This is a genomic window from Rheinheimera pleomorphica, assembly GCF_011634895.1.
Taxonomy (GTDB): domain Bacteria; phylum Pseudomonadota; class Gammaproteobacteria; order Enterobacterales; family Alteromonadaceae; genus Alishewanella; species Alishewanella pleomorphica.
In genome coordinates this window covers 693,094-718,069 of record NZ_SIRR01000003.1, presented here as the reverse complement: position 1 = coordinate 718,069, position 24,976 = coordinate 693,094, and the positions used below count along the sequence as shown (strand labels likewise).

28 protein-coding genes are annotated in these 24,976 nt (G+C 49.5%); 4 read left to right on the top strand and 24 right to left on the bottom strand.

The window, feature by feature from the left end; translation table 11 throughout:
• Nucleotides 1–182 precede the first annotated feature (182 nt).
• Both EYB30_RS04515 and EYB30_RS04510 read left to right on the top strand, forming a co-directional pair.
• On the top strand, nucleotides 183–1,346 hold the full coding sequence (locus EYB30_RS04515; RefSeq protein ID WP_166837512.1) for a benzoate/H(+) symporter BenE family transporter: 1,164 nt from the start codon (nucleotides 183–185) through the stop codon (nucleotides 1,344–1,346).
• Nucleotides 1,346–1,987, top strand: a complete 642-nt coding sequence (locus EYB30_RS04510; protein WP_166837510.1) for a GntR family transcriptional regulator — start codon at nucleotides 1,346–1,348, stop codon at nucleotides 1,985–1,987. Before EYB30_RS04515 ends, EYB30_RS04510 begins: the two co-directional genes overlap by 1 nt.
• 28 nt (nucleotides 1,988–2,015) lie before the next feature.
• Here EYB30_RS04510 and rpoS read toward each other — a convergent pair whose 3' ends face one another.
• From rpoS to EYB30_RS04435, 15 genes are all read right to left on the bottom strand, one after another.
• Nucleotides 2,016–3,005, bottom strand: a complete 990-nt coding sequence (gene rpoS / locus EYB30_RS04505) for an RNA polymerase sigma factor RpoS (protein WP_166837508.1) — start codon at nucleotides 3,003–3,005, stop codon at nucleotides 2,016–2,018.
• Between the two features lie 83 nt (nucleotides 3,006–3,088).
• Entirely contained in the window at nucleotides 3,089–3,955 is an 867-nt protein-coding gene (locus EYB30_RS04500) for a peptidoglycan DD-metalloendopeptidase family protein (protein WP_166837506.1), read from the bottom strand.
• 58 nt (nucleotides 3,956–4,013) lie between these two features.
• Nucleotides 4,014–4,910: a DUF368 domain-containing protein gene (locus EYB30_RS04495; RefSeq protein WP_166837504.1), complete on the bottom strand. Its 897-nt coding sequence runs from the start codon at nucleotides 4,908–4,910 to the stop codon at nucleotides 4,014–4,016.
• Nucleotides 4,911–4,923: 13 nt separating this feature from the next.
• Nucleotides 4,924–5,562 (bottom strand): protein-L-isoaspartate(D-aspartate) O-methyltransferase, encoded by a 639-nt coding sequence (locus EYB30_RS04490; RefSeq protein WP_166837502.1) that lies wholly within the window; start codon nucleotides 5,560–5,562, stop codon nucleotides 4,924–4,926.
• A gap of 1 nt (nucleotide 5,563) precedes the next feature.
• A complete protein-coding gene (surE, locus tag EYB30_RS04485) occupies nucleotides 5,564–6,316 on the bottom strand; it encodes a 5'/3'-nucleotidase SurE (protein WP_166837500.1) in 753 nt (250 codons plus the stop codon).
• Between the two features lie 3 nt (nucleotides 6,317–6,319).
• The gene (gene truD, locus EYB30_RS04480) at nucleotides 6,320–7,363 is read right to left on the bottom strand and encodes a tRNA pseudouridine(13) synthase TruD (RefSeq protein ID WP_166837498.1); all 1,044 of its coding nucleotides are present in this window, start codon (nucleotides 7,361–7,363) and stop codon (nucleotides 6,320–6,322) included.
• Nucleotides 7,360–7,839: a 2-C-methyl-D-erythritol 2,4-cyclodiphosphate synthase gene (gene ispF, locus EYB30_RS04475; protein WP_166837496.1), complete on the bottom strand. Its 480-nt coding sequence runs from the start codon at nucleotides 7,837–7,839 to the stop codon at nucleotides 7,360–7,362. The genes truD and ispF overlap by 4 nt, the downstream gene beginning before the upstream one ends.
• Nucleotides 7,836–8,531 carry a 2-C-methyl-D-erythritol 4-phosphate cytidylyltransferase gene (ispD, locus tag EYB30_RS04470; RefSeq protein WP_166837494.1) on the bottom strand — a complete coding sequence of 232 codons (696 nt, stop codon included), beginning with the start codon at nucleotides 8,529–8,531 and terminating at the stop codon, nucleotides 7,836–7,838. The genes ispF and ispD overlap by 4 nt, the downstream gene beginning before the upstream one ends.
• A complete protein-coding gene (ftsB, locus tag EYB30_RS04465) occupies nucleotides 8,531–8,824 on the bottom strand; it encodes a cell division protein FtsB (RefSeq protein ID WP_166837492.1) in 294 nt (97 codons plus the stop codon). The genes ispD and ftsB overlap by 1 nt, the downstream gene beginning before the upstream one ends.
• Before the next feature lie 73 nt (nucleotides 8,825–8,897).
• Complete coding sequence (locus tag EYB30_RS04460; RefSeq protein ID WP_166837490.1) at nucleotides 8,898–9,551, bottom strand: hypothetical protein; 654 nt, start codon at nucleotides 9,549–9,551, stop codon at nucleotides 8,898–8,900.
• Between the two features lie 89 nt (nucleotides 9,552–9,640).
• Nucleotides 9,641–11,443, bottom strand: coding sequence for a GGDEF domain-containing protein (locus EYB30_RS04455; protein WP_174978721.1), 1,803 nt, complete (start codon nucleotides 11,441–11,443; stop codon nucleotides 9,641–9,643).
• 131 nt (nucleotides 11,444–11,574) lie between these two features.
• Nucleotides 11,575–12,336, bottom strand: coding sequence for a substrate-binding periplasmic protein (locus EYB30_RS04450; RefSeq protein WP_166837486.1), 762 nt, complete (start codon nucleotides 12,334–12,336; stop codon nucleotides 11,575–11,577).
• Between the two features lie 171 nt (nucleotides 12,337–12,507).
• Nucleotides 12,508–13,800, bottom strand: a complete 1,293-nt coding sequence (gene eno, locus EYB30_RS04445) for a phosphopyruvate hydratase (protein ID WP_166837484.1) — start codon at nucleotides 13,798–13,800, stop codon at nucleotides 12,508–12,510.
• A 57-nt stretch (nucleotides 13,801–13,857) separates the two neighbouring features.
• The gene (locus tag EYB30_RS04440; protein WP_166837482.1) at nucleotides 13,858–15,495 is read right to left on the bottom strand and encodes a CTP synthase; all 1,638 of its coding nucleotides are present in this window, start codon (nucleotides 15,493–15,495) and stop codon (nucleotides 13,858–13,860) included.
• Between the two features lie 226 nt (nucleotides 15,496–15,721).
• Complete coding sequence (locus EYB30_RS04435) at nucleotides 15,722–16,906, bottom strand: hypothetical protein (RefSeq protein ID WP_166837480.1); 1,185 nt, start codon at nucleotides 16,904–16,906, stop codon at nucleotides 15,722–15,724.
• 338 nt (nucleotides 16,907–17,244) lie between these two features.
• On the opposite strand from EYB30_RS04435, the gene EYB30_RS04430 reads away from it, so the two are divergent.
• Nucleotides 17,245–17,610, top strand: coding sequence for an HPF/RaiA family ribosome-associated protein (locus EYB30_RS04430; protein WP_166837478.1), 366 nt, complete (start codon nucleotides 17,245–17,247; stop codon nucleotides 17,608–17,610).
• Between the two features lie 62 nt (nucleotides 17,611–17,672).
• On the opposite strand, the gene EYB30_RS04425 is transcribed toward EYB30_RS04430, so the two are convergent.
• The 5 genes from EYB30_RS04425 to EYB30_RS04405 form a co-directional block, all read right to left on the bottom strand.
• Nucleotides 17,673–18,101 carry a hypothetical protein gene (locus tag EYB30_RS04425; protein ID WP_166837476.1) on the bottom strand — a complete coding sequence of 143 codons (429 nt, stop codon included), beginning with the start codon at nucleotides 18,099–18,101 and terminating at the stop codon, nucleotides 17,673–17,675.
• Between the two features lie 70 nt (nucleotides 18,102–18,171).
• Nucleotides 18,172–18,969 (bottom strand): hypothetical protein, encoded by a 798-nt coding sequence (locus EYB30_RS04420; RefSeq protein WP_166837474.1) that lies wholly within the window; start codon nucleotides 18,967–18,969, stop codon nucleotides 18,172–18,174.
• Nucleotides 18,970–19,084: 115 nt separating this feature from the next.
• Nucleotides 19,085–19,411, bottom strand: a complete 327-nt coding sequence (locus tag EYB30_RS04415; protein ID WP_166837472.1) for a hypothetical protein — start codon at nucleotides 19,409–19,411, stop codon at nucleotides 19,085–19,087.
• Between the two features lie 23 nt (nucleotides 19,412–19,434).
• A complete protein-coding gene (locus EYB30_RS04410) occupies nucleotides 19,435–19,722 on the bottom strand; it encodes a hypothetical protein (RefSeq protein ID WP_166837470.1) in 288 nt (95 codons plus the stop codon).
• A 385-nt stretch (nucleotides 19,723–20,107) separates the two neighbouring features.
• Nucleotides 20,108–20,734: a hypothetical protein gene (locus EYB30_RS04405; RefSeq protein WP_166837468.1), complete on the bottom strand. Its 627-nt coding sequence runs from the start codon at nucleotides 20,732–20,734 to the stop codon at nucleotides 20,108–20,110.
• A gap of 405 nt (nucleotides 20,735–21,139) precedes the next feature.
• Here EYB30_RS04405 and EYB30_RS04400 point away from each other — a divergent pair, with 405 nt between their 5' ends.
• Nucleotides 21,140–21,475 carry a hypothetical protein gene (locus EYB30_RS04400; RefSeq protein ID WP_166837466.1) on the top strand — a complete coding sequence of 112 codons (336 nt, stop codon included), beginning with the start codon at nucleotides 21,140–21,142 and terminating at the stop codon, nucleotides 21,473–21,475.
• A gap of 48 nt (nucleotides 21,476–21,523) precedes the next feature.
• Here the strand turns inward: EYB30_RS04400 and EYB30_RS04395 are convergent, their stop codons facing one another.
• The 4 genes from EYB30_RS04395 to EYB30_RS18625 all read right to left on the bottom strand — a co-directional run bounded on the left by EYB30_RS04395 (nucleotide 21,524) and on the right by EYB30_RS18625 (nucleotide 24,974).
• Nucleotides 21,524–21,910 (bottom strand): Rap1a/Tai family immunity protein, encoded by a 387-nt coding sequence (locus EYB30_RS04395; RefSeq protein ID WP_166837464.1) that lies wholly within the window; start codon nucleotides 21,908–21,910, stop codon nucleotides 21,524–21,526.
• A 62-nt stretch (nucleotides 21,911–21,972) separates the two neighbouring features.
• Nucleotides 21,973–22,761 (bottom strand): nucleoside triphosphate pyrophosphohydrolase, encoded by a 789-nt coding sequence (mazG, locus tag EYB30_RS04390; RefSeq protein ID WP_174978720.1) that lies wholly within the window; start codon nucleotides 22,759–22,761, stop codon nucleotides 21,973–21,975.
• Nucleotides 22,762–22,777: 16 nt separating this feature from the next.
• Nucleotides 22,778–24,196, bottom strand: coding sequence for a GTP diphosphokinase (relA, locus tag EYB30_RS18630; RefSeq protein WP_241697962.1), 1,419 nt, complete (start codon nucleotides 24,194–24,196; stop codon nucleotides 22,778–22,780).
• Nucleotides 24,171–24,974, bottom strand: a complete 804-nt coding sequence (locus EYB30_RS18625; protein ID WP_241697961.1) for an HD domain-containing protein — start codon at nucleotides 24,972–24,974, stop codon at nucleotides 24,171–24,173. Before EYB30_RS18625 ends, relA begins: the two co-directional genes overlap by 26 nt.
• Nucleotides 24,975–24,976: the final 2 nt, after the last annotated feature.

Here is a 24,976-nt window from a genome sequence, read left to right as displayed (position 1 = left end):
CATACCCACGCCAACACGCCGTGAACCCATCCCTGGGGGCTCGATTCGGCCATCCAGGCCTGCAACGGTTAGCTTAGGGTAAACCGATTCTCGCTGAAGCGCTCATAACAAAGCAGCTTTTAGCTTGACAAAAAATGTATACATTTTAAATTAAGTATACTTTTTACTGCTCGAGCAAGTTTATGCTGATTAAAGATCTGAGTCTGTCGGCCGTGGTCGCCGGCTTTGTCGCCGTGCTGGTTGGCTTTGCCAGTTCGGTGGCGATAGTGTTACAGGCCGCCGCTGCCGCAGGAGCCACACAAGACATGATGGCCTCCTGGTTGCTGGCACTGGGCATTGGCATGGCTGCTACTTGTATTGGTTTATCCTGGTATTACAAAGCGCCGGTTATTACTGCCTGGTCTACGCCGGGGGCGGCGCTGCTGGCGACCAGCCTGCAGGGGCTAACCATCCATGAAGCCACAGCGGTATTTATCTTTACCGCCGCACTTGGCGTTATTATTGGCTTAACGGGCTGGTTTGATAAACTGACCCGGTTAATTCCGCTACCACTGGCCAGCGCTATGCTGGCCGGTATTTTACTGCAATTTGGCCTGACTATTTTTACCTCGCTGCAACAGCAACTGCTGCTGGTTGGCCTGATGTGTTTAAGTTACTTGCTGGCGAAACGCTTTTCACCACGCTATGCCATTTTATGGGTTTTAGTTACCGGTTTGGCCGGTGTCTTGCTGCAAGGCCAATTTGACTACAGCGCGATAACACTGAGCCTTACCACACCGGTCTGGATCACGCCACACTGGTCACTCAGCGCCTTACTCGGCGTGGGGCTGCCGCTGCTGCTCGTTACCATGGCATCGCAGAATATCCCCGGCGTTGCCGTGATCCGCAGCAGTGGCTATCACACCCCGGTGTCACCGCTGATTAGCAGTACCGCCGTCGCTACCCTAATGCTGGCGCCCTGGGGCGCGTTTTCCATTAATCTGGCTGCTATTACCGCGGCCATCTGCACGGGTGCTGAAGCGCATCCGGATAAAGACAAACGCTATATCGCCGGTATCGCGGCCGGAGTATTTTATCTGCTGTTTGGTTTGGCCGGCGCGACTGTCGTGGCCTTATTTGCTGCCTTCCCCGGCGAAATGATTGCGGCCCTGGCTGGCCTGGCACTGCTTGGTACCATAGGCGCCAATCTGGCCGTTGCCACGGCAGAAGGAGAACATCGCGAAGCGGCCATTATCACGCTGCTCGTCACCGCCAGCGGTGTCAGTTTCCTTGGCATAGCCGCGGCATTTTGGGGCATTGTCGCCGGCGCTATCAGCTTGTTATTGCTCAATAGCCGGAGACGCTAATGCTGAAGAAACAGCAACTGTATCAGCAATTAAAGCAGGATATTCAGCTGCAGCACTGGGCGCCGGCGCAGGTGCTGACCCAACAGCAGTTGGCAGCGCACTATAGCGTTAGCCGCATCGTCGTGCGCGATGCACAGCAACAGCTAATCAGCGAAGGCTGGCTAAGCGCCCATGGTAAAGCCGGTATGCAGGTGGCCCCTTTTAGCGTGGCTGAAGCCGAAGAGCTGTGTATGCTACGGCTGCAACTGGAGCCACTGGCATTGCGCCTGGCGGCGTCTGAGCTTAGTTTCAGCCAACTTGGACAAGCAGAAGATGTATTACGCCAGCTGGCGCAGCAGACGAATATGCCAAGCTATCAGCGCGGCGAGTTAAACTGGCAATTTCACCGCCTGTTGTACCAGCCTTGCGGCAAAGTACACTTACTGCGCCTGCTGGATCAACTGCACCAACAGGTGGCGCGTTATCTGGGTTATCAGGAGCAGGTACTGGCTTATACCGATACCAGCGCTGCAGAGCATCAACAGCTGATCAACCTGCTGCGTCAACGCCAGACCGATGCCGCCTGCCATTTACTGCAACAACATATCTGTGACGCCAGCGCTTTGCTGACACAGCACCTTAAAAACAGGCAGGGCGCCTGAAGCGCCCTGAACCCGGGGTTAAATAGCTTTATTCCTGAAACAGGGTTTCAATATTCAGGCCCTGATGGGTCACAATTTCACGCAGACGGCGTAGCGCCTCTACCTGAATTTGCCGCACCCGCTCCCGGGTTAAGCCAATTTCATGGCCAACATCTTCCAGGGTCGATGGCTCATAGCCCAGCAAACCAAAGCGCCGTGCCAACACTTCGCGTTGTTTTGGGTTTAGTTCATTTAACCACACCACCAAATGCTGGCGGATATCTTCATCCTGCAGCTCAGTTTCCGGCCCCAGCTCCTTTTCATCGGCGATCACATCCAGCAATTGCTTTTCTGACGCGCCGGCAACCGGGGTATCCACTGAAGTTATTTTTTCATTTAACTTCAGCATTTTACGCACTTCTTCTACCGGCCTGTCTAACGAAAAGGCAATTTCTTCCGGTGTCGGTTCATGGTCCAGCTTCTGCGACAACTCACGGGCCGCACGCAGGTAGATATTCAGCTCTTTCACCACATGAATAGGTAAACGTATGGTGCGGGTTTGGTTCATAATGGCCCGTTCAATGGTTTGACGGATCCACCAGGTAGCATAGGTAGAAAAGCGGAAGCCGCGCTCGGGGTCAAACTTTTCTACTGCGCGGATCAGGCCCAGATTGCCCTCTTCAATCAGATCTAGCAAGGCTAAACCGCGGTTAATATAGCGGCGGGCAATTTTAACCACTAAACGTAAATTGCTTTCAATCATGCGCTTGCGCGCAGCCTGATCACCTTTTAACGCCAGACGGGAAAAATACACTTCCTCTTCAGCAGAAAGTAACGGCGAAAAGCCGATTTCACCAAGGTAAATTTGTGTGGCGTCCATCGCCTTGTGGCTGTCATCACGGGCAAAAATATCATCAGCAATGCTGTCTTCCTGTGCCAATGCAGCCGCATCTGGTTCAGTGTCATCTTCCAGCAGTACATCGTCTGTTAAATCGTCGTCTTTATACTCTACTACTTCATCGTCACTTTTTTGTCCCATATCCTTTCTCCCACGTCTACAGGGTGTTGGGGCTTTGCAAGCGCTATCGCATCCATTCCTGATAATACTTATGTTCGATCTTATTATTTTGGTAAATATTTTAACGGGTCAACGGAGCTGCCACGAAACCGAATTTCAAAATGCAGACGCGGATCGGTGGCATCAGTACTGCCCAACTCTGCGATCTGCTGCCCTGCCGTTACCATCTGCTTTTCTTTTACCAGCAATGTGCGGTTATGGGCATAAGCGCTTAGATAATCATCATTGTGTTTAATAATCACTAAGTTGCCGTACCCACGCAGCGCATTACCGGCGTAAACCACCTGTCCACTGGCGGCGGCATTAACCCTGTTGCCTTCGCGACCGGCGATATCCACCCCTTTATTACCATGCTGCTGATGCGAGAAGCCGGAAATAATTTTACCTTTAACCGGCCACTGCCATTGCACTAAATCCCTATTTAAGGTAGGATTCGCGGTTTTTTTATCGCTATTGACACCTGTCTGAACATAACCCTTTTGATTTTTTGGTGCAACAGGTTTAGCCGGTTTTACCGAACTATTTGATTTTACTTGGCTTGAATTATTCTTATTTGTATTTTGTGTTGGCGTTGGCGCCTTTTTGCTGACAACAGCGCGCTTGCTGGCCGGTTTTTTGACACTGCCGCTCAGTTTTAACGTTTGGCCCGGGTAAATGGTGTAAGGGCTGGCAATGCCGTTAATGCCCGCCAGTTCACGTACATCTTTACCGGCACGAAAAGCAATGGCATACAGGGTATCGCCGCGCTGCACTTTATAACTGCTGGCATTTAAGCTACCTCGGTTGCGCTGCTGATAAAAATTCTCTCTAAGCTCCAGCGTGGTGACCGGTGCCGGTGCCGTGCGCGACGAACAGCCCTGCAGCACGAACAGCAAGAGTAATATCCCCAGCTTGCCGGCATGACACAGCATTAAGTGACTCCCTGTTTTTGCAGTGTGCTTAGCAGAACAACGGATAGCTGGCTCCTTTTCAGTCTGGCGTCGATACCGGTTGGCTGGCCACTTGCAGCCATTTTTCCATATTCAGCAATAACAGCATTAACGCGACACCCGCCAGGGCACTTAATGCTGCAACCAGGCCATCGGCCGGGCCCACTTCGCTGGCGTAATGCCAGGGCAAATACAGCTGCTGTCCGGCCTGCCAGGGCCAGATACGGTACAGGGCGCCGATCACCACACCAATCAATAGCGCCAGGCTGGCATCATGGTAGTGCCGAAGCAACCAGTTCAGCAAGCGCGAAAAACTTAACAAACCAATAATGCAGCCCAGCATAAATAATGACAAGATGCCCAATTGCAACTGTGTTACAGCCAGCAACACCGGCGCATACATACCAGACATCAATAGAATAAAGCTGCCAGAAATGCCGGGTAAAATCATCGCACAAATCGCCACTGCACCGGCGACAAAGAACATCCAGGCCTGCGGTTCCAGCTCACGCGGTGTCAGCATGCCCACCAGCACAGCAAACACTACACCCAGTGCGCACAACAACAAACGCCAGGCATTCCAGCGTACACTGGCGCACAGATGGGGCAAGGCGGTGATAATCAGCGCACAAAACAGTGCCCACAATGGGATAGGCCGGTGCACCAGCAAATAGGTAATAACACCGGCCAGCGAAAAGATACTCAGTAAGACGCCACCGAATAGACACAACAGAAAAGTGCCATCTATCTGCTGCCAGGCTTGCCTGACGCGGCCGCGGAGCAACAAATGCAGCGCAGCCAGGTTACAGTTACTGATCGCCGCCAGCAGCCGCTCATAAATACCCAGAATAAAGGCCAGTGTGCCGCCAGATACACCGGGCACCACGTCGGCAGCGCCCATCGCCAACCCTTTAATAATCCATTGAATATACTGCATCACCTTTCCTTGCTCAGGCCAGTTCGCCCGGCACTAATGGCACAAACCGCACCGCTTCGATATCGCGGCAGCTAAAGTCATCGCCACTGCGCTGATAGACCCGCAACACCTGCTCCTGGGCACCCACCGGAATAACCAAGCGGCCGCCCTCGCTAAGCTGTTGCAACAGCGCTACCGGCACCTCGGTGGGCGCCGCAGTGACAATAATGCTGTCAAAGGGCGCCTTACTTGGCCAGCCCTGCCAGCCATCGCCATGTTTCATTGATACATTGTGCAAGTCCAGCTGCTGCAGACGGCGCTTAGCCTGAAACTGCAAGGCTTTAATGCGCTCAACACTGCAGACATGTGGAAATAACCGCGCCAGAATAGCGGTTTGATAGCCAGAACCGGTGCCAATTTCCAGCAGTTTTCCAGCGGCTTTATCCTGTAGCAGCAGTTCAGTCATCCGGGCAACGATATAAGGCTGCGAAATAGTCTGGCCTTGGCCAATCGGCAAGGCGGTATTTTCATAAGCTTTATGTGCCAGCACCGCTTCAACAAACAAATGCCTGGGGGTATTGGCTATAGCCGCCAGTACCTGCGGCTGCGTAATGCCTTCGCTGTGTAATTTTTGCGCCAGCACCGCAGCGCTGCGTGAGGTTGCAACAGCCATACTACAAACAAATCCCCTCTAACCATTGTTGTAATCTGTCCATGCTCTTATAGGCGGACATATCAATTTGCAGTGGCGTAATAGAGGCATAACCATTTGCCACTGCAAAAAAGTCGGTGCCCTCGCCGGCATCAAGCTCCGGCCCTAAGGAGCCATACCAGTATATTTTACGGCCCCAGGGATCGGTGGCGCTGGTCATGGTTTCAGCCTTATGCCGCCGGCCCAGCCGGGTCACCTGAATACCTTTTAGCTGCTCAATCGGCAGCGCCGGAACATTGATGTTTAAAATTTGATCAGCGGGTAAAGGCTGGGATTTCAGCTTTTTAATTACCTGCACGGTAACATAAGCAGCGGTAGCGAAGTGCTCTTCATCACGCCCGGCCAGTGATACGGCTATTGCCGGCAAGCCCAGATGCCGGCCTTCGGTTGCCGCCGCCACCGTGCCGGAATACAGCACATCATCGCCTAAATTAGCGCCATGGTTAATGCCGGCAACCACTAAGTCGGGGGTAAAATCCAGCAACTGGCTGATAGCAAGATGCACACAATCGGTAGGCGTGCCGTTAACTGCCATAAAGCCGTTTTCCATCTGTTGCACCCGCAGCGGGTTAATCAGCGTAAGTGAATTACTGGCCCCGCTGCAATTACGATCTGGCCCGACAGTGGTTACTTCAGCGATTTGGCTCAGTGCCTGCTGCAATACCTGCATACCTTTGGCATGCACACCGTCATCGTTACTCAATAGAATTCGCATTCACTACTCCAATTCAGTGACTTTGCCGCCACAATCGCGATAGTTCACCAACTCTCGCAGCACACTGGTGGCAAAGCAGCCTGCTGGCAGGGCAAAACGTAAATCGATATCCGCGCCCTGCTGCTGCATGGTGAGTTGCTGTGGCAATAAACGTATCGCGCGCCGCTCAGCCTTTAAGCGATAATCAACCAGCCCCTGCACCAGCACCGGCAGCTGTTGTAATACTTGCTGCTCAAAGGCGGCAGCGGCACCGCTTACCATAGGCTCGCCCATACCAGCCAGGCTGGCGGTGATATGCACATCCTGCGCATCACAGCGCTGTTGCAGCACGGCATCGGCCTGGGGAGCGCGAAATACCGAGCCACTACCATTAAGCTGCAGCACATCGCCATCCAGTACAGTATTAAACAAACCGGCAGCAATCCGCGCCGACAACTGCTGGTTAAAAACAAAAGAGCGGGCGGCAGACAAGGCCAGGCCACGCAATTTGCGATCAGCAATACTCTGGCCGCTAAATAACTGCTGCGCCAGCGTTAAATTGCCACCATTAATACCAAAGCGCTGCTCACCATAGTAATTAGGTACGCCCTGGCTGAGTAGCGCTAATCGCCGGCTGACGTCACTGACATCAGACACATTACGCAAGCGAATGTTAAAATGGTTGGCTTTTAACGCGCCCAAGCGCAGTTTACGGTAGTGACGCTGTACCTGCAGAATACGGCAGCCCGGCAAAGGCCATTGCTGCCAGTTAAGCTCCAGCTTAATCGGCCACTTAAAACAAAACCACTGCCGCGTTATTGCATGGCGGTCTTTTAATCCGGCGTAACTGATATCCCGAGCCCGCAAGCCGGTCAGTTCTGCCAGCTGTTTTGCTACATACTGGGTGTTCTGGCCGGTTTTTTCGATATACAGCAGCACATGCTCACCAGCACCACTGGGGCTGAAATTAAGCTGCTCTTCAACAATAAAATCCTCGGCCTGCTGGCGCAGCAAAGCCGTTGCAGCGGGTTGGCCATATAAATAGTGCAGTGCAGAACTCTGACTCATGCGCCAACCAATAATACGACGGCTTCGGCGGCGATACCTTCTTTGCGGCCGACAAAACCGAGTTTTTCAGTCGTCGTGGCTTTGACATTTACCTGGCTAATGTCGCAGGCCAGATCGGCCGCAATAGCAGTTCGCATCGCGCTGATATGCGCCGCCAGCTTTGGCGCCTGCGCCATCACGGTAATATCGACATTGCCAATCCGGTAACCGGCGCTGCTGACATCGGTAAACACTTTACGCAGCAAAATGCGGCTATCAATGCCTTTAAACGCAGCGTCGGTATCCGGAAAATGGTGGCCAATATCGCCCAGCGCTATGGCGCCTAACAGCGCATCCGCTAACGCATGCAGCACTACATCGCCATCGGAGTGCGCCACTAACCCCTGAGCATAGTCAATCTTTACCCCGCCCAGCGTGACCGGGCCCTGACCGCCAAAGGCATGTACATCAAAACCATGACCAATCCGCATTTTCATTTTACTATCTGCTCCAGATAAAATGCCGCCAGCGCTAAATCGGCTGGCTGAGTAATTTTAATATTGTCGCTGCGCCCTTCCACCAGCAACACTTTATGGCCGGCCCACTCCATGGCAGACGCTTCATCAGTTACCTGCACACCGGCCTGGATGGCATCTTTTAACGCCGCTTTAAGCACTGCCGTAGGAAAAAACTGCGGCGTTAAGGCATGCCATAAGTGCTCACGGCTGACAGTTTCGGCCACGCTGTGCTCGCCACGCTTCATGGTGTCGCGCACCCGGCAGGCCAGAATGCCGCCCTCATTAGCTGTCAGGCACTGCGTAAGCAGTTTTTCAATATCGTCTTCACTGACCAGTGGCCGCGCAGCATCGTGCACCAAGGTCCACGGATATTGGTGTTCATCGATAAACTGCAGCGCATTAAGTACAGAGTGCATACGCTCGGCGCCGCCCTTAACGCGGATAATATCGCTGTGCGACAACGCCGTGTCAGCAAAATAGCCATCATCTGCAGCCAGCGCCAGCCAAATGCCACGCACTGCCGGCACTGCTTGTAACCGGGCCACGCTATGTTCAAGTATGGTTTTACCATGCAAGGTTAGGTACTGCTTCGGTATCTTGGCCTGCATCCGGCTGCCAACACCAGCTGCTGGCACTACGGCGGCAATCGCCGGCCAGTCGCTACGGTTCATTATTGCCCCCCGCTAGCGGCACTTTGGCTAAACAGGCGGAAAAACACTTCGTCTTCACGTATTAAACCCAGCTCGTTGCGGGCGCGCTCTTCAATCGCTTCCAGGCCTTGTTGCAAGTCTTTGACATCGGCGCGCAGTAAGCGGTTACGCTTTTCCAGCTCCTGATTACTGGCTTGTTGGGTACGCAGCTCTTCCTGCTGACGAAAATAGTCGGCAATACTGTGCTGACCAAACCATAACCGGTATTGCAGCAGCGCCAGTAAGATAACTAACAGTACAGTAAGTAATCGCATAAAAGGGTTTCATTAAACAGTCTGCGGTTATTATGAAGCCTTGGCTGACGATTGCAAAGCAGGAAAACCAACATCAGTCTAACAAGGCTGGCAAAGGTTTAGCAAAATTTTGCCAGTTTAGCCGACTGGCTAACAGCAATTCGCGCAGACTCAGCAAGCGGGGTGTTTTTTTCTCACCATTAAGCCATTGATGGCCACAACAGGCAGCGGTCATAATACTTTTAACCGGCTTGAGTAAAAACTTATCGGCGTTTACCAGCTCAAGCGGCGTACCTGACAGACTGAACCAACCGTGCTCATTACAGTGCAGCCGCTGATTATCGCTGTCAACCTCATCGACACTGTCCAATACGATCTGCTCATGTGTCAGCTGATTAATATACAAAGGCACTATTAAACCGGGTTTAGCATTTTTGCGGTAAAACGCATCGATAGGCGCAGCCTGTTGCTTACGCGCCGGGCAGTTAGCTGCCTGTTTGTGGTACCAGGAGGCATTCTGGCTGTCCAGTTCCAGTATATTGCGCTGCTGCAAAATATTGCTGGCTGCGCGGCGAATATAAAACGGCAGACTGGCCAGCCTGTTGGGTAAGCGCAGTAACTGTTCGCTGCTCAGTTGCGACAGGCGCAGCAGCTCACGCTCATACAAAGCATTGCACAGCTCGGTATAAGTCTGGTTTTCTCTGGACACCTGCCAGAAGTGGGCTTGGTTGGCGCTTGCGTCAATCATGGCCAGATGTTAGCCAATCACCCCGCGCTTGTAAAAACAAATCATAAGCGTAACGCAGAATAATTACCCGGCAGGCCGCTATCGGCTTTTTACAAAAAAACCGGCCGTTCTGGCGTTGCCTCAGACACCAAAGTAGCCAGCCGTGCCAGATGCTCTGGCACCCGGCGCTTGTTGACAAAAACAGCAGGTCCAACCGTTTTCTTTGCTTGCTGCTTCGCATCAGAGGCGAGCGCGGCGACATCATGATAATTACTACACACTGTGGTATCAGGCATGGCTAAGCCGACAGATAAGCTCAGTAAAGGGTAAAAACACAGGCTACCCAAGCGGTCTGTGGCATAAAAGCCTCCGGCGGCAACATGTTCGGGTAAATAATAATGGGCCATCCTTTTACTGAAGTTCAGACAAATACGCTGTGCGGTTTCGACGACAGTGCTATCGGTGGACAGCACGATAAAATCATCGCCGCCGATATGACCGACAAAATCGTCCTGGCTTAGTTCCGCCTGAATGATCTGCGCCAGCAATTCAATCACCAGATCGCCCTTGCTGTAACCATACACATCGTTGTAGGGCTTAAAGCCATCAATATCGATATAGCCAATGGTAAAATGTTTATTCTCAGCCAGCAGCTGATCGATGTGACGGTTAATCGGCACATTGCCAGGCAACATTGTTAAAGGGTTGGCATACCGTGCCAGTTGAATTTTATGTTCACTAAGCTGACGTAATACTTTACGCACCGAGCCCAGGCCATAATAACGGCCCTGTTCAGTGACGATAAAATATGGGCTGGCATCATCATGAATTTCAGCCGTCAGCACGCCGCTCACCGCATCCATGGTCAGGCTGCGCTCAACCATAATGGCCACCTCCATACACTGATGGATCGGTTTTTTTTCATAGAGTGCCCGGCCAAACGGATGAGAAAAGCGCTCATTAATCATGCTACGGCTTACCAGGCCCAAAGGTAGCTGCTCTTTGTTCACTACCGCTACGCAGGACAGATTTTTGTCTGCCGCAAATAATGCGGCCACTTGCTGTGCCGGCGTCTGTGCCGCCACTGCCGCAATTTTGCTGACCACAGGCTCTAAAGATTCATTCAACGACAGCGCTTTATCAGTGCGCAATAACGACAACGCCGCCAGAGGTACGTCGGCACAATCGTTATCTGGCCGCCCCAGCAAATAGCCCTGGCCAATATCTGCCCCCAGCTCGCGACAAAATAACAATTCCTCACTGGTTTCAATGCCTTCGGCGACGATTAATGACCCTGTGCTTTTAGCCAGCTCAATAATATTTTTTACAAAGGCTTTTTTAATTGGGTCACGGTGTAACTGGTCGACAAAATAGCGGTCTATTTTAACGATATCCGGCTGCAGTTCTGACCACAGTTTTAAGCCGGAAAAGCCACTGCCTAAATCATCAATGGCAATTTGAAAACCAAACTCACGATAGTGCTTAACGGCGCTGACAAATAATTCCGTGTCTTCTACCTGAAACTGCTCCGACAGCTCTATTACAATCCGCTCCGGCGCCAGCCCGGCCTGCTGAATATAACTTTTCGTTAGGCCAGACGGATGATCGGAAGTGAGCAACAACATCGGGTTAACGTTAAGAAACAGCTGGCCAGGTGCGCCACTGTCGGCAAAAGCCTGAATGCTTAACTGCCGACACAGCAGCTCGAGCGGCTCCAGCAGATCAAAGGTTTGGGCGGTTTTAAATAATAGTAAAGGCGAATGTAACGCACTGTCAGAGGGCCCGCGGATCAGCGCCTCATATCCCAGAATGTGGCCATCACTTAGTGATACTAACGGCTGAAATAACGGTGTAAGCAGCCTGCCAGCGAGAATACGCTGCAGCTCACGACGGTGAAAATCACTGAGTCCCAAATTAACTACCCGGCTAAAATGTTCAGGCCAAAGCCATCCGAAGCAAACGACTATCATCCTGATAACCGGGCAGATAATAAGACGCTGCCATGACCGTTTTATGACAAGCGGCCGGGTTACATCTGCGATGATCAGCGTTTTTTCATATGGTGGGCCAAAGCGCGGTCAATCACGCCGTTGCGATGCGCTGAGCGGATAAAGGCATCCAGCCGGGGTTTAAGCGCGGCCCATTTCGGATGCAGCGCCAGCGTCAGTGCGGTTTTATCTATTGGCTGTGGCTGGCGATAAAATGTTATAGCGGAAAAATGATTCTGCGCCAGCCAGCTGGCAACATGCTCATTCATATACGCCAATTGGCAGCGCTTATTCAGCAGCATATTAAACTGATCAAACTCCGACTCAGCATCGACCCTAATCAGACTACCGCTTTGTAGCGCATCATTGATGGCAGTGTAAATATAATGCCGGCGCAGGCAGACAGTTTTGTTGCTCAGTGCTTCAGGTGTATTGAAAGGTACCGTAGCATACAGATAATCCTTATGCTCCAGCACCGGCTGCGAAAACAATAGCTCTTCGGGTTGTAAAGTCCATTTCGCTGCCAGTACTGAGGCATCGTATTTGCCATCATATAAGCCTATTTCGGCACGATAGCGGTTCTCATACACATATTGCAGCCGATGAGGCTGCTGAGCAAAAAAAGCAGTTAGCAGCTCCGGGATAACGCCAACAGGGGCATTGTCGGCACCAGCATACATATAAGGTGGCACCTGCGGATAATAGAGCGCCACCGTAAAACTATCAGCAGTGAAACTCTCCGCAGCCTGCGCCGGCAGTATCACCAGTAAAGCGGCCAACCGCAGCTGGCACAGTACGCTATTGATTAACCTAAACACTGCCTTATCCCTGGTTGCTACGTTAATTCAGACTACGTCTATATTATCGCCACAGTATGACAAAGCCTGTCGCAGCGCAACTTTTGTTAGCGTTAATCGCCTGAGCCACAAATAACAAAGCCACCTTAAGGTGGCTTTGTTTTAGCAAAAGTAATGACTTACCTTGCAGTATTACTGGCCTTTAATTTCGCTGCGGCCTTTGTATGGCGCCTTGCTGCCCAGCTCCTGCTCGATCCGCAGTAACTGGTTGTACTTCGATACCCGGTCAGAGCGGCACAGTGAGCCGGTTTTAATCTGGCCTGCTGCCGTGCCTACGGCTAAATCAGCAATAAAGGCATCTTCGGTTTCGCCACTACGGTGTGAAATAACCGCAGTAAAACCAGCATCTTTCGCCATTTTAATCGCCGCCAGGGTTTCGGTTAACGAACCAATCTGGTTAAACTTGATCAGGATAGAATTACCAATGCCCTGCTCAATACCGCGGGTTAAAATTTTGGTGTTAGTCACGAATAAATCATCACCAACCAGCTGCACTTTGCTGCCAATTTTATTGGTTAAGTCTTTCCATCCATCCCAGTCGCTTTCGTCTAAACCATCTTCAATAGACACAATGGGATAACGCTGGGTTAAACCGGCTAAATAGTCGTTAAAGCCGTAAGAGTCAAAGCTCTTGTTCTCACCGCTCAGCACGTATTTACCGTCTTTATAGAACTCAGATGCGGCGCAGTCCAGCGCTAACGTCACGTCTTTATCCATCTGGTAGCCAGCCGCTTTTACTGCTTCCACGATAACCGACAGTGCTTCTTCGTTTGATTTTAAATCCGGGGCAAAACCACCTTCATCACCCACCGCAGTATTCAGGCCACGCTTTTGCAGCTCTTTTTTCAGGCTGTGGAAAATTTCTGCGCCCATCCGCAGTGCTTCAGCAAAGGTTTTAGCGCCTACCGGCTGTACCATAAATTCCTGAATATCAACGTTGTTATCGGCGTGCTCGCCGCCGTTGATAATGTTCATCATTGGCACCGGCATGCTGTACACGCCAGAGGTGCCGTTTAAATCAGCAATGTGTTGATACAACGGAATTTTTTTATCGGCCGCGGCTGCACGCGCTACCGCTAATGACACAGCCAGAATAGCGTTGGCGCCCAGCTTACTTTTGGTTTCAGTGCCATCCAGGTCGATCATGATCTGGTCGATTTCAGCCTGGTTATAGGCATTTTTGCCTTTTAACGCCGCCTGAATAGCGCCGTCAATATTGGCCACCGCTTTGGTGACGCCTTTACCTAAATAACGGCCTTTGTCACCGTCACGCAGCTCTAAGGCTTCACGTGAACCGGTAGAGGCGCCTGAGGGCGCACAGCCACGGCCCATAGCGCCGCTGGCTAAATACACATCGGCTTCTACTGTTGGGTTGCCGCGTGAATCCATAATTTCACGCGCGATAATTTTTACGATTTCAGACATGCTTAAATTTCCCTGTTAAAACGAAAAAGCCGGGAAAAACACCCGGCTTAGCACAAGTTATACGCGCTGCTGTTTCTGCGCTTTGTACGCCGCAGCGACAAAGGCCTGAAACAGCGGATGACCATCGCGTGGTGTCGAGTTAAATTCCGGATGGAACTGACCGGCGACAAAAAACGGGTGCGACGGTATTTCTATCATCTCGACCAGTTGGTTGTCGGCCGATAAACCCGAGACGACCAGGCCTGCCTCTTCTAATTGTGGCCGTAAGTTGTTATTCACTTCGTAGCGGTGACGATGCCGCTCCTGAATAACCGCTTTGCCATAAATTTCACGGGCTTTTGTATTGTCGATAAGGTTACAGTTCTGGCTGCCAAGCCGCATGGTGCCACCTAAGTCTGACTTGTCAGTACGTTTTTCTACTGAACCATCAGCATCGCGCCATTCGGTAATTAAGCCTACTACCGGATAAGGCGTATCTTTATTAAACTCTGTCGAATGCGCATGGCTCATGCCCACCACATTACGCGCATATTCAATTAATGCTACCTGCATACCTAAACAAATGCCCAGGTAAGGCACTTTGTTTTCACGGGCATATTGCGCGGCTAAAATTTTGCCTTCTACACCACGCTCACCAAAGCCGCCTGGCACTAGAATGCCGTCTAAGCCGGCTAAAATGGCCACGCCTTTGCTTTCAACATCCTGCGAGTCAACATACTTAATATTCACGGTAACCCGGTTTTTCAGGCCGGCATGGCCCAATGCTTCATTGACTGATTTATAGGCATCGGGCAGTTCAACGTATTTGCCGACCATGCCAATGGTAATTTCGCCGGTCGGGTTCGACTCCTGATACAGCACCTGTTCCCATTCGGCCAAATCAGCTTCGGGTGCTTCAATGTAGAAGCGGCGACACACCAGATCGTCCAGCCCTTGTGATTTTAACAGCGCCGGAATTTGATAAATGCTGGACACGTCTTTTAGCGAGATAACCGCTTTTTCTTCGACATTGGTAAACAGCGCTATCTTGGCGCGCTCATTCGAAGGAATAGCACGGTCAGAGCGGCATACCAGGATATCCGGCTGAATACCGATAGAGCGCAGCTCTTTTACTGAATGCTGGGTTGGTTTGGTTTTAATCTCACCTGCAGTGCCTAAGTAAGGCACCAGCGTCAGGTGCATATACAGGGTGCGCTCGCGGCCCACTTCAGTGCCCAACTGGCGAATAGCTTCTAAAAATGGCAGAGATTCAATATCGCCCACAGTGCCGCCAATTTCGACGATAGCAATATCATAGCCTTCAGCGCCGGCCACTACGCGGCTTTTAATCTCATTGGTAATATGCGGAATCACCTGAATAGTGGCGCCAAGGTAGTCGCCACGGCGCTCACGGCGCAAGACGTCGGCGTAAATACGCCCCTGGGTAAAGTTGTTCAGCTTGGTCATCTTAGTGCGGATAAAGCGCTCATAATGGCCAAGGTCGAGGTCGGTTTCAGCACCGTCCTCAGTAACAAAGACTTCACCATGCTGAATAGGGCTCATCGTGCCCGGGTCAACGTTAATATAGGGGTCAAGCTTAAGGATGGTGACCTTAAGGCCGCGCGCTTCCAGAATAGCTGCTAGTGATGCTGCAGCAATGCCTTTACCTAAGGAGGAAACCACGCCACCCGTCACAAAGATATATCTTGTCGTCATGAGACCCCTGAGACCATGTTAATCAATAAATGAATACCAAAACTGCAAAACCCTGAGCGCCCGGTGCGGTAACACAGGCAGACTACGGTGGTGCAAGAATTGGTATCAGGACGGGCGGAAAGTATAGCAAAGCGCTGCGGCGCACTCAATGTAAAGCTGGCGGCTACGATAAATATTCTATATCGAATGCCGCCAGCGGCATTTTCAAGTCACACCAACTCCGATATCAGGGACATCTACCAAGGAAACTGAAACCGGCGATTTTGGCTCCTGTATGATTTTTGAAGAAGTACTCGCAGATCCAACCTCTATCACTTTGTTCCGGTCTCCCCCAATCATTGCCAATAATCGGATAAGGTCCGGTCCAATTCATTATATCTTCATGTTTTGTAGTCTTTTCAAAGGTATTAGCGGGGAAGGCATCCGCTAACGCCCTGGCTACGCATAAACTAATTTTGAATTTTGTGCTGCCACCTAGTAATTTCCCGACAGAAATCCCACCTACAAAGCTATTAAACTGACTTAAACTCAGTTTAACTTCTCCCCCCTCTACCGAGGCCAGCCATCTCAGTGAGGAAGTTGAATGATCATGCACAGAGATATACTCATGATCAAAATAGGTCGAACTTTTTTCTTTCATTCCCCAAGAAGCTGAAATCGCCACATCGGGACCAGTTCGGCGATTAATAGAGGCACTGACATTAAGCCCCGTCAAACCAAAGTTAAACTTTGACAAAGCTTCTTCCTGATTCTCATATTCGCCTGACCGAATTCCTTGGCGAATATGGTCTTTTAACTGCCGTGTTAATCCGTCAGCATAGAAGGGGTTTAATGCATCACTTAGTGCCTGCGAATGCGGGTCATTTGCACAATTTGCTTTTGGGTCACTGCCCGAAGCCTTGGCTACTGTTTTAATATTGTTCAAAGTATAACTACTTTTAGCTGAACGTGAACTTGTGTCTATAACGTCAGAAAACTCACCGGCAGCTTTCGCAAGGTTACGGGCTAATAATTGCTTCGCATCCAGCGCCTCCAGGATCAGCGTTGTGTGATCACGGGACAAGTTACGACGCTCGACCACTACCTGTAACTCATGCCGCATCTTGCCCTGATTACTATGTTTTACAGTAAAGCCGTTTAAACGCCGGTTAGTCTCATTTAACACATAATACCGTTTCGGCTGGCTGTAACAGGTTTCGACATAGTCCTCCATTGGCGTACTGGAAATTCGGCAACTCATATTAGGCACAGCGTTCTGTTTAGCTAACTCCACAGCTTCCTGATAGCTGCAATTTTTACAAAAATAACCTACTTCATGATCTGCAGCAGCTGCATTGGCAACACTTGAACAACTGGCTAACAACGATAGTATTAAAGCGCTACCGCCATTTACTAATCCCTTATAACTCATTCTGTTTAAATTCCAATTTACATTAATAACTTATACTGTCAGCGAACTAAAACGTTCTGTTTTTCGCGATTACGCCAACTAAAAATACAGCAAAAAAACAAAAATAAAACAAATTTAAAGCAATAAATACACAAACGAGCTTATCGTTCTAAATACTGTATGACATGTCCAGGCAGAAGTAGGCTACGCATAAAAACACTTTAAAAAGTTTTGTCAGCATAGCCTTGTCCTGCCAGCATATCGTCACCAGATCCGTATAAGCAGATGGAAACCATTCGACACCGGCGGTGTCTGCTGATTAAGCCTTACCGCCACAACGTCAACCACAGGAGTAGCCTATGCAAATTCAAGTTCATACAGACCGTCATATTCAATCAGACGAGCGCTTAGCTGAATTTATCCGCGACACACTGCAAGCTAAACTTAGCCGTTTTGTCGATCATCTCACCCGCATTGAAGTGCACCTAAGTGATGAGAATGGCCAGCAGAAAAACGACGGCCACGATAAACGCTGCCTGCTTGAGGCCCGTTTCGAAGGCCTGGATCCGCTTGCAATTACCGAACACGCCGCCACTGTCGGCCAGGCGATAACCGGTGCCGCGGATAAGATGCAGCGTAAGCTGGCCACAGTAACCGGTAAATTGCGCGATAAACACAGCCGCAACGGCCATAACGCGCCAATAGTGGAAGCAGAAGAGAGTTAACTGTTAAGACATGCGAAGCGCGAAAGCGCTTCGCTTTTCTATCCAAGTCGATAGACAGCTTGTTATACGTCAAGCCGCCCAAACAAATCAGTATATTTTTCGAGGTAAAGTTCACCTGTAAAGTATGGCCATATAAAAAATCCATTTATAAGTGCCGGCAATCCTAATACCAGCGCGACCACTTTTGAGCTTTCAAACGGCAGTGACAACCCAATAACCACTGCGGTCACAAGCGTTAAATTCGTATATACCCGATACCACTTAACCTGCTTATATAACGTATTAATTTCTTCTTGGTCAGATAGTTTTAAAATAAAAACACCCAGCAAAAAAAGAGAAAATAACCCGATCACAAGACTAACCGGCCCAAACTGCTTAATTGCGAAACCTAATGATAGAAAGAACCCATTAACCAGAAGCCAACAGCTAACAGCACCCTTCTTAAGGTACGCTATATCAAACTCACTGGTTGAAAATGGGTCTCGCTTCATGATGTGCTCGTAACTATAACGCTCGCATCAAGTGCGCGCTTGCGCGTCACATTGAAGGGGCTTTTTAGGTTTATTGACTAGCCGTAATATCAATTGGGACAACATATGCACCGATTGTTTCCATTTCATCGTTTGGCAGTTGAGGAACTAGGTTAGGATAACCAGGTTCTACCCCAAGTCCTTTAAAAAACGACCAATCTGATCGACGATAAAAAACCAGTGCTGCGCCGTTCATTCCAAATGCAGATCTATGAATTGGCATTGATACCCTTCCTTGACTATTAATTGGGGCAGCATAATCACGGCTGTATGTGCGCCCGTACTCCTGAATCTCATAAACCAGCTGTTTATTTCGCGCATAGAACACCGCTACGTAATCTGTCGCTTTCGCACCTTCGTTAAGTGTTACAAGCCCCTCAAGCACAACTCTTTCGTCAAATGGACTAGAGATAGAATACTCAAACCCTGAAATAGCTGATAGTGCTCGAGCAGGCAATAGATATGACGCATCAAATATGTTGCCCGTGTGGTACTTGAGAAATGGAAAGGCTACTATCGCGAACCAAACACTAAGCATTAAAATTATTGAGTTAGTGCTCACAGCGCGATAATTCGATTCTTTATAGGCATCGAATATTTTGACTAATAGATAATATAGACATTCGCCTGCAACCCATAAACAACAGAATACAAACAGAACCGATATAACAAAATCAGCCAGATTGAATTCAACCCCTGCAAATCGACTTAAAAATGGCCCAGCAACTACAGTTGCCACTGAAACCCCTAGGATAGTAGCAAAGTCAGAAAGTATGGCTAACTTCTTCGCTGAGCTGCCGTTTATAAATTCTCTGAATATTTCTTTCATTTATGTTCGCTATGCATATCTCGAAAACCCACCCGCTACAAACGCGAGCAACGTGTTGCGAGTCGAACGCCCAACGGGCGCGCTTTTGATGGCGCTTGTTAGGTATATTCTAGTGCTATTGTTTGCAGCGGATCATTATGCTTTTTGTATTGAAAGCGCCATAGGATATGAATGCACCTTGATTATTAGCCGATGCTGTACCAAATGGAATAACTTGCCCTTCACGGCTAATTAAATCGTATCCTTTTGAACCACATATTTGGCCTGCTTTTTCAAAACAAACACTAATTCCAACCGCTGCGCCATCACAACTGATGCTATGGCCTTGACTACCGTCTGGGAGATACGTTGCTTTACTCGTAGCACAACCAGTCAATGCAACCGTCAACATGCATATTAATAAAATTGATTTCCCTTCAGATACTGATTGCAGATTAAACATGAATTCTCCTTATGCTGGTTCGCCTAACGCCAAAAGCAGCCGCGCGCTGTTACGCGTTGGCTGGCTTTTTTTGTTATTTTTTTGTGTCGAATCTTTTTCCACAATGCTCTCAGGTTAATACCTAAACCTACAAAGTTTGGTTTCAATTCCACTATTTCTTCTTCAATCTTTGGAGCTTCGGGATTTACTCCTGCCTCATTACCTTTAGCTTTAAAGCCTTCAACATTTTTAACCTTAGCCAGGGTGGCTTTTGAGGTTTTATTGTTCTCTAAATCAACATCTTTTGAATCTTCTATATCGAACATTGCCATACGCTACCCTCTACCATTCAAGTACTGTATATACCATCTGACTATTTTTGCACCAACAGATAGACGGAACGATGTGTTCGTTTGGTTAACATCACTTGTACAGTTGGAGGCTTTTAATCCTCTGACTCTTCTAGCCTTTACCCCTGTATTAACATTCAAAAATCTTGCGCCCGTGATTTGAACGTCATCACTATCAGAAACATCAATACCAGTTCCAAGACCAGAAAATCCGCAATCAATTATTTTTGCGCCCCGACAGTTGTCAATTTTATCCCAATCGACACCGGCCCCTCCTTAAAACATAACGCCGCCAGCACGCGCGGCTTTGTAGTGGAGGCGAAGCCGCAACGAAAAAGCCGTCGCCGTGCCTGGCCTTGTTAACACTTTATTGAAGCGACTTTCCAAGTTTGATAAACAGCCCCATGTAAGTTAGCTGAAGCTGTTCCATCAATTTTCTTACTTTTTCAGTGTGCTCTGCGCCCCAATTTACATCATCCCATTCGACGACACCGGTGCATTCCAGAATACAATTCTGAAGGCTAATCAGTTCGAGCGTCATATTGGCGTCGGCTAAAATACTCACGTATGCCGAAACTCTGGCCATGGCTGAATTAGCCTCATCCTGCGGCTTTACATCTGCAAAAAATCTATCTCTTATAAGCTGATTAAACAACGGCTTGTTAAATGACTCTCCCGAGCTACACATGGAATAGTACGATTTAACCAACAACAATGTGTTGCTATAAACAGGTTCTAATTCATTAATTACTCGGTCGATAACGTCTTTCTTGATTCCAGAGATCCGCTTTCCATCCTCAAAACGATGATTTTCCCTCTGCAAACTTAAATCTTTTTCACTTTGTAACTCGGCTACTTTAATCGAAATTTCTTTGGCATTCCTGTTGCCCAAATATCCAAAAAAGGCCCCTAATATGGCAACAACATATGGGCCAGACACCTTTACCAGCTCAATCAATCCATTACCTGCTGCTTTCCAAAATTCATAATCCACGCCACGTAGCTCCAGTGAGTGTTAACGCTTATTCGACGGTTCGACCCGCTTTTAAACACGGGTCAACCTGCCTTTGTAAATTTAATGTACAGAACACTACACCGCTTCTGTAAAACTTACAATAAGTTATCGGTACAGACTATATGTGTGCAGCCGACAAATACGGGTTAACCCGCCTGACTAGCGCTGACCAAAAATGGCATTGAAGCAAATTAACCAAATAAATTGCTCCGTTCCCACTTTAACGGTAAAAAGATTGGTCGATATGGCTGGAAAAAAGACACCCTGGATGCTGGATCCTCGGCCAAACTCCTATATTGGGGAGTTCAGAGATGACTATACCGATCTAGACTATCACCCTAAACAAAAGAAACTCGTTATTGAGGGTCTTGGAGAGTTTTCAGTATGAAGCAGATTATCACCTGTATAGTTATTCTGTTTTTATTTGCCTGCCAACCAGTAACCAGCTATGAACCTGAGTTAAGGCCTGAGCCTGTGCCGGTTTCTGCCCTTTGGGTGGGTGGCGCTGATGGTGGTGTGTATGTTGATATAAGCCGCGATGATAATAACTATTCCGGCACGGTTTACACAGACAGCACTGGCGATGTTTGGTACAGCGGCAGCTTTATCTACAGTGGCACTGCAGAGTTTGACGTTAACGCTGCAGGATCGTATACAGGCTGGGACGGTGAAATGCTCTATCTGGCCAATGGTGAGTATCTAAAGGCTGAGCAGCGATAAGCTTGCTCAGCGTTCAAAATTTATCAGCAAAAGTAGCGTAACGTGGTTTCATAAATTCCCTTTACATGCACTCAGTTCAATCAATGCTGCCTCGATTACCGATGAAGCACGTTGTTGCAGTTGCGAGTTGGTAAGCTTATTAAAATACCCCTTTAAGTAATCACGCAGCGAGAGGGTTTTAAACTGTTGATAACTGCACCAGGCTTTACCCTCAGTGGCATCCATCACACCAAGTAAATAGTATCTGGCAGCATATTTATCAGCTTGAAGCGGACTGGTGTAAGCGCGCCAGAAATCTTCAGCTGAGAGATTATTACTATCGATAGAAATTAACTCTGACTTTTCAGAGACAGACGGAGACTCAACGGCATGAACCGGGGTAAATAAAGACAGCAGCAACATTGGCACTGCGATGATTAGTTGATAGCGAAACATAAAATCTCCATCGGTTAGCGCACCACACCCTAACGATGAAAAGACATAAAATCAACAAAACGCTAACAGTTGTGTTTTAACGCTTGCCACAGCGCGTCCATTTCCGCGAGGTCGGATTGCTCGGGGCTTTTCCCCTGCTCTGCTAAGGCTTGCTCAACGGCGCGAAAGCGTTTTTCAAACTTGCTGTTGGCGGCGCGCAGCACGGCCTCTGGATCCAGCTTATGCTTACGTACCACGTTTACCAGCGCGAACATTAAATCGCCCAGCTCCTCAGCCAGTTCCACACTGCCGTCTGGCGTTTGCTCTACTTCGAGGATTTCTTCTTTTACTTTGTCCCAGCAGCCTTGTACATCTGGCCAGTCGAACCCGACATTGGCGCAGCGTTTTTGCAGCTTATTTGCCCGGCTCAGGGCCGGCATGGCCTGCGGGATGTTATCGAGCACACTGTGTTGGCCGACGTCTTTGCGCTCGCTACTTTTTAGCGCTTCCCAGTTCTTTAGCACCTTTTCTGCACTAAGGGCATCGGCATCAGTGGCAGCGATATCAGCAAACACATGCGGATGGCGCCGCTCGAGCTTATCGCAAATGGCGGCGACGCAATCGTCAAACTCAAAGCGACCTTCTTCTTTGGCTATTTGCGCGTAAAACACCACCTGAAATAACAGATCGCCAAGCTCGTCTTTTAACTCGGCAAAGTCTTCACGGGCAATGGCGTCGGCCACTTCATAGGCTTCTTCCAGGGTGTACGGCACTATCGTGGCGTAGCTTTGCTTAATATCCCACGGGCAGCCGCTTTGCGGGTCGCGCAAGCGGCTCATAATGCCTAACAGGCGGTTAATATTATCTGACACCAGGGGTTCTTTATCCTTAGTGGTGAAAGCGCTTGGCTTCAACCACATCATCTATCTGACTAATTTTACTTAACAGTTTGTTTAACGAATCCAGGTTATACAGCTCCATCGTCATATTAATAACCGCTGTTTGCGCTTTAATATCTGAAGTACTGCTCATCTTGGTGACATTGGCCTTTTCATTAGCCAAAATGCTGGTGATATCACGTAGTAAGCCGTTGCGGTCATGCGCGACAATCCGGATATCGACTTCATAACCCGACGCATATTTATCGCCCCAGGTCGCATCGACCACCCGCTCCGGATGGCTATCCTGCAGATTTTTAAACTGTTCGCAGTCATCCCGGTGAATGGCAATACCACGGCCCTGAGTAATATAGCCAATAATGGCATCGCCCGGCAGCGGGTGGCAACAGCCGGCCATATGGGTTAGCAGGTTACCTACGCCCTGCACCACGACATCACTTTTTGCTTTGCTCGGCGCCAGTGGCCGGGTAATTAATCTTGGGTCAATTTCCGGCTCTTCGGCTTTGGCATACTGGCTTTGAATAAAATGCACCACCTGGGTCACTTTAATCTCGCCACCACCAATACCCACCAGCAGCTCGTCCATGCTGTTAACGTTAAAGCGGGCCAGTACCTTCGCCGGATACTCCATCACCAAATTCAGCCGCGTCAGCTCGGTATCAAGCAACTCTTTGCCGGCCGCCAGGTTTTTATCCCTGTCCTGCAGGCGAAACCAGTACTGCACTTTCGAGCGGGCACGGCTGGATTTTAAGTAACCCAGATGCGGGTTTAACCAGTCACGGCTCGGGTTAGGCTCGCGGCCGGTCAGAATTTCGACCTGATCGCCGGTTTTTAACTGATAGGTAAAAGGCACTATGCGACCGGATACCTTAGCGCCGATGCAGCGGTGGCCGACATTCGAATGCACATAATAGGCAAAATCCAGCGGTGTTGAGCCCATAGGTAAATCAACAATGTCGCCTTTGGGGGTAAATACATACACCCTATCTTCAATCACCTGATTGCGCAGCTCTTCGGCTAAGTCACTGCTGTCGACCACATCTTCCTGCCATTGCAGTATTTTGCGCAGCCAGCCAATTTTTTCATCATTGGCGCCGTCTTTGCCGGCCACAGCGCCCTCTTTATAACGCCAGTGTGCCGCCACGCCAAGCTCAGAGTCTTCATGCATTTGCCGGGTACGAATTTGAATTTCTACCGGCCGGCCCTGCGGCCCCAACACCACCGTATGAATAGACTGGTAACCGTTTTGCTTTGGTGTGGCAATGTAATCATCAAACTCTTTTGGCAAATGGCGCCAACTGGTGTGCACTATGCCCAGAGCGCCATAACAGTCCTGTACCCGCTCGGTAATAATACGCACGGCGCGGATATCGTACAGCTGATCAAAGGCCAGCTGCTTTTTCTGCATTTTTTTTCCAGATACTGAAAATGTGTTTTGGCCGGCCATACACTTCTACCGCCAGGTTGGCCTCTGCCATTTTCTGCCGCACTGAGGCGACAAAATCCTGCATATACTGTTCGCGGTCCAGCCGCCGCTCTTCCAGCAAGCCGGCGATTTGTTTATATAACTGCGGATGCAGGTAACGAAAGGCTAAATCTTCCAGCTCCCACTTTAGCTGGCCTATGCCTAAGCGATTGGCCAGCGGCGCGAAAATAGCATTAGTTTCCTTGGCGGCCAGTACCCGGGTTTCTTCGTCGGCATTTTTTACCTCGCGCAGGTAACAAATTTGTGCCGCCAGTTTAATTACCACAGCGCGCACATCTTCAACCATCGCCAGTAGCATACGGCGCAAATTGTCGGCCTGTTGCGGGTTAACACTTTGATTAGGCCCGGTCGGAATAGTACGTATCGCCTCCATTTGCTGCACGGCACGTAACATGGTCAATACATTGGCTGAAAAGGCCGGCTCCAGTTGCTCCTGGCTAAGCAACTGAGCCTCTAACAAGGGAAATAACAATGCCGCTAGCAGCGAGTCACTGTCCATACGCAGCTCGGCCAGAATTTCGACCATTTCCCAGCCGGTGCGCACCGCCGGCTCAGTGTCCGTCAGTTGATGCTGCTTCAGATACTCTGCGCCATGCATTAAGCTACTGATTTTTTTCTCAGTCAGCCCCAATGAGCATAACCATTCCAGCGTTTCACCACTGTTATAGTCAGTGCTGTGCGACTGGCGAACCCTTACCATCT

Excerpts from the sequence above, each read along its gene's own strand:
- EYB30_RS04500 (WP_166837506.1), bottom strand. The coding sequence starts at position 3,955 with ATGCTGTGTCATGCCGGCAAGCTGGGGATATTACTCTTGCTGTTCGTG.
- EYB30_RS04495 (WP_166837504.1), bottom strand. The coding sequence starts at position 4,910 with ATGCAGTATATTCAATGGATTATTAAAGGGTTGGCGATGGGCGCTGCC.
- surE (WP_166837500.1), bottom strand. The coding sequence starts at position 6,316 with ATGCGAATTCTATTGAGTAACGATGACGGTGTGCATGCCAAAGGTATG.
- EYB30_RS04395 (WP_166837464.1), bottom strand. The coding sequence starts at position 21,910 with ATGTTTCGCTATCAACTAATCATCGCAGTGCCAATGTTGCTGCTGTCT.
- EYB30_RS04425 (WP_166837476.1), bottom strand. The coding sequence starts at position 18,101 with ATGAAGCGAGACCCATTTTCAACCAGTGAGTTTGATATAGCGTACCTT.
- rpoS (WP_166837508.1), bottom strand. The coding sequence starts at position 3,005 with ATGGGACAAAAAAGTGACGATGAAGTAGTAGAGTATAAAGACGACGAT.
- relA (WP_241697962.1), bottom strand. The coding sequence starts at position 24,196 with ATGCAGAAAAAGCAGCTGGCCTTTGATCAGCTGTACGATATCCGCGCC.
- EYB30_RS04435 (WP_166837480.1), bottom strand. The coding sequence starts at position 16,906 with ATGAGTTATAAGGGATTAGTAAATGGCGGTAGCGCTTTAATACTATCG.
- eno (WP_166837484.1), bottom strand. The coding sequence starts at position 13,800 with ATGTCTGAAATCGTAAAAATTATCGCGCGTGAAATTATGGATTCACGC.
- EYB30_RS04460 (WP_166837490.1), bottom strand. The coding sequence starts at position 9,551 with ATGATTGACGCAAGCGCCAACCAAGCCCACTTCTGGCAGGTGTCCAGA.
- EYB30_RS04430 (WP_166837478.1), top strand. The coding sequence starts at position 17,245 with ATGCAAATTCAAGTTCATACAGACCGTCATATTCAATCAGACGAGCGC.
- ispF (WP_166837496.1), bottom strand. The coding sequence starts at position 7,839 with ATGAAAATGCGGATTGGTCATGGTTTTGATGTACATGCCTTTGGCGGT.
- EYB30_RS04490 (WP_166837502.1), bottom strand. The coding sequence starts at position 5,562 with ATGGCTGTTGCAACCTCACGCAGCGCTGCGGTGCTGGCGCAAAAATTA.
- EYB30_RS04515 (WP_166837512.1), top strand. The coding sequence starts at position 183 with ATGCTGATTAAAGATCTGAGTCTGTCGGCCGTGGTCGCCGGCTTTGTC.
- EYB30_RS04510 (WP_166837510.1), top strand. The coding sequence starts at position 1,346 with ATGCTGAAGAAACAGCAACTGTATCAGCAATTAAAGCAGGATATTCAG.
- EYB30_RS04415 (WP_166837472.1), bottom strand. The coding sequence starts at position 19,411 with ATGTTTAATCTGCAATCAGTATCTGAAGGGAAATCAATTTTATTAATA.
- EYB30_RS04410 (WP_166837470.1), bottom strand. The coding sequence starts at position 19,722 with ATGGCAATGTTCGATATAGAAGATTCAAAAGATGTTGATTTAGAGAAC.
- truD (WP_166837498.1), bottom strand. The coding sequence starts at position 7,363 with ATGAGTCAGAGTTCTGCACTGCACTATTTATATGGCCAACCCGCTGCA.
- ispD (WP_166837494.1), bottom strand. The coding sequence starts at position 8,531 with ATGAACCGTAGCGACTGGCCGGCGATTGCCGCCGTAGTGCCAGCAGCT.
- ftsB (WP_166837492.1), bottom strand. The coding sequence starts at position 8,824 with ATGCGATTACTTACTGTACTGTTAGTTATCTTACTGGCGCTGCTGCAA.
- EYB30_RS04400 (WP_166837466.1), top strand. The coding sequence starts at position 21,140 with ATGAAGCAGATTATCACCTGTATAGTTATTCTGTTTTTATTTGCCTGC.
- EYB30_RS04420 (WP_166837474.1), bottom strand. The coding sequence starts at position 18,969 with ATGAAAGAAATATTCAGAGAATTTATAAACGGCAGCTCAGCGAAGAAG.
- EYB30_RS18625 (WP_241697961.1), bottom strand. The coding sequence starts at position 24,974 with ATGGTAAGGGTTCGCCAGTCGCACAGCACTGACTATAACAGTGGTGAA.
- EYB30_RS04440 (WP_166837482.1), bottom strand. The coding sequence starts at position 15,495 with ATGACGACAAGATATATCTTTGTGACGGGTGGCGTGGTTTCCTCCTTA.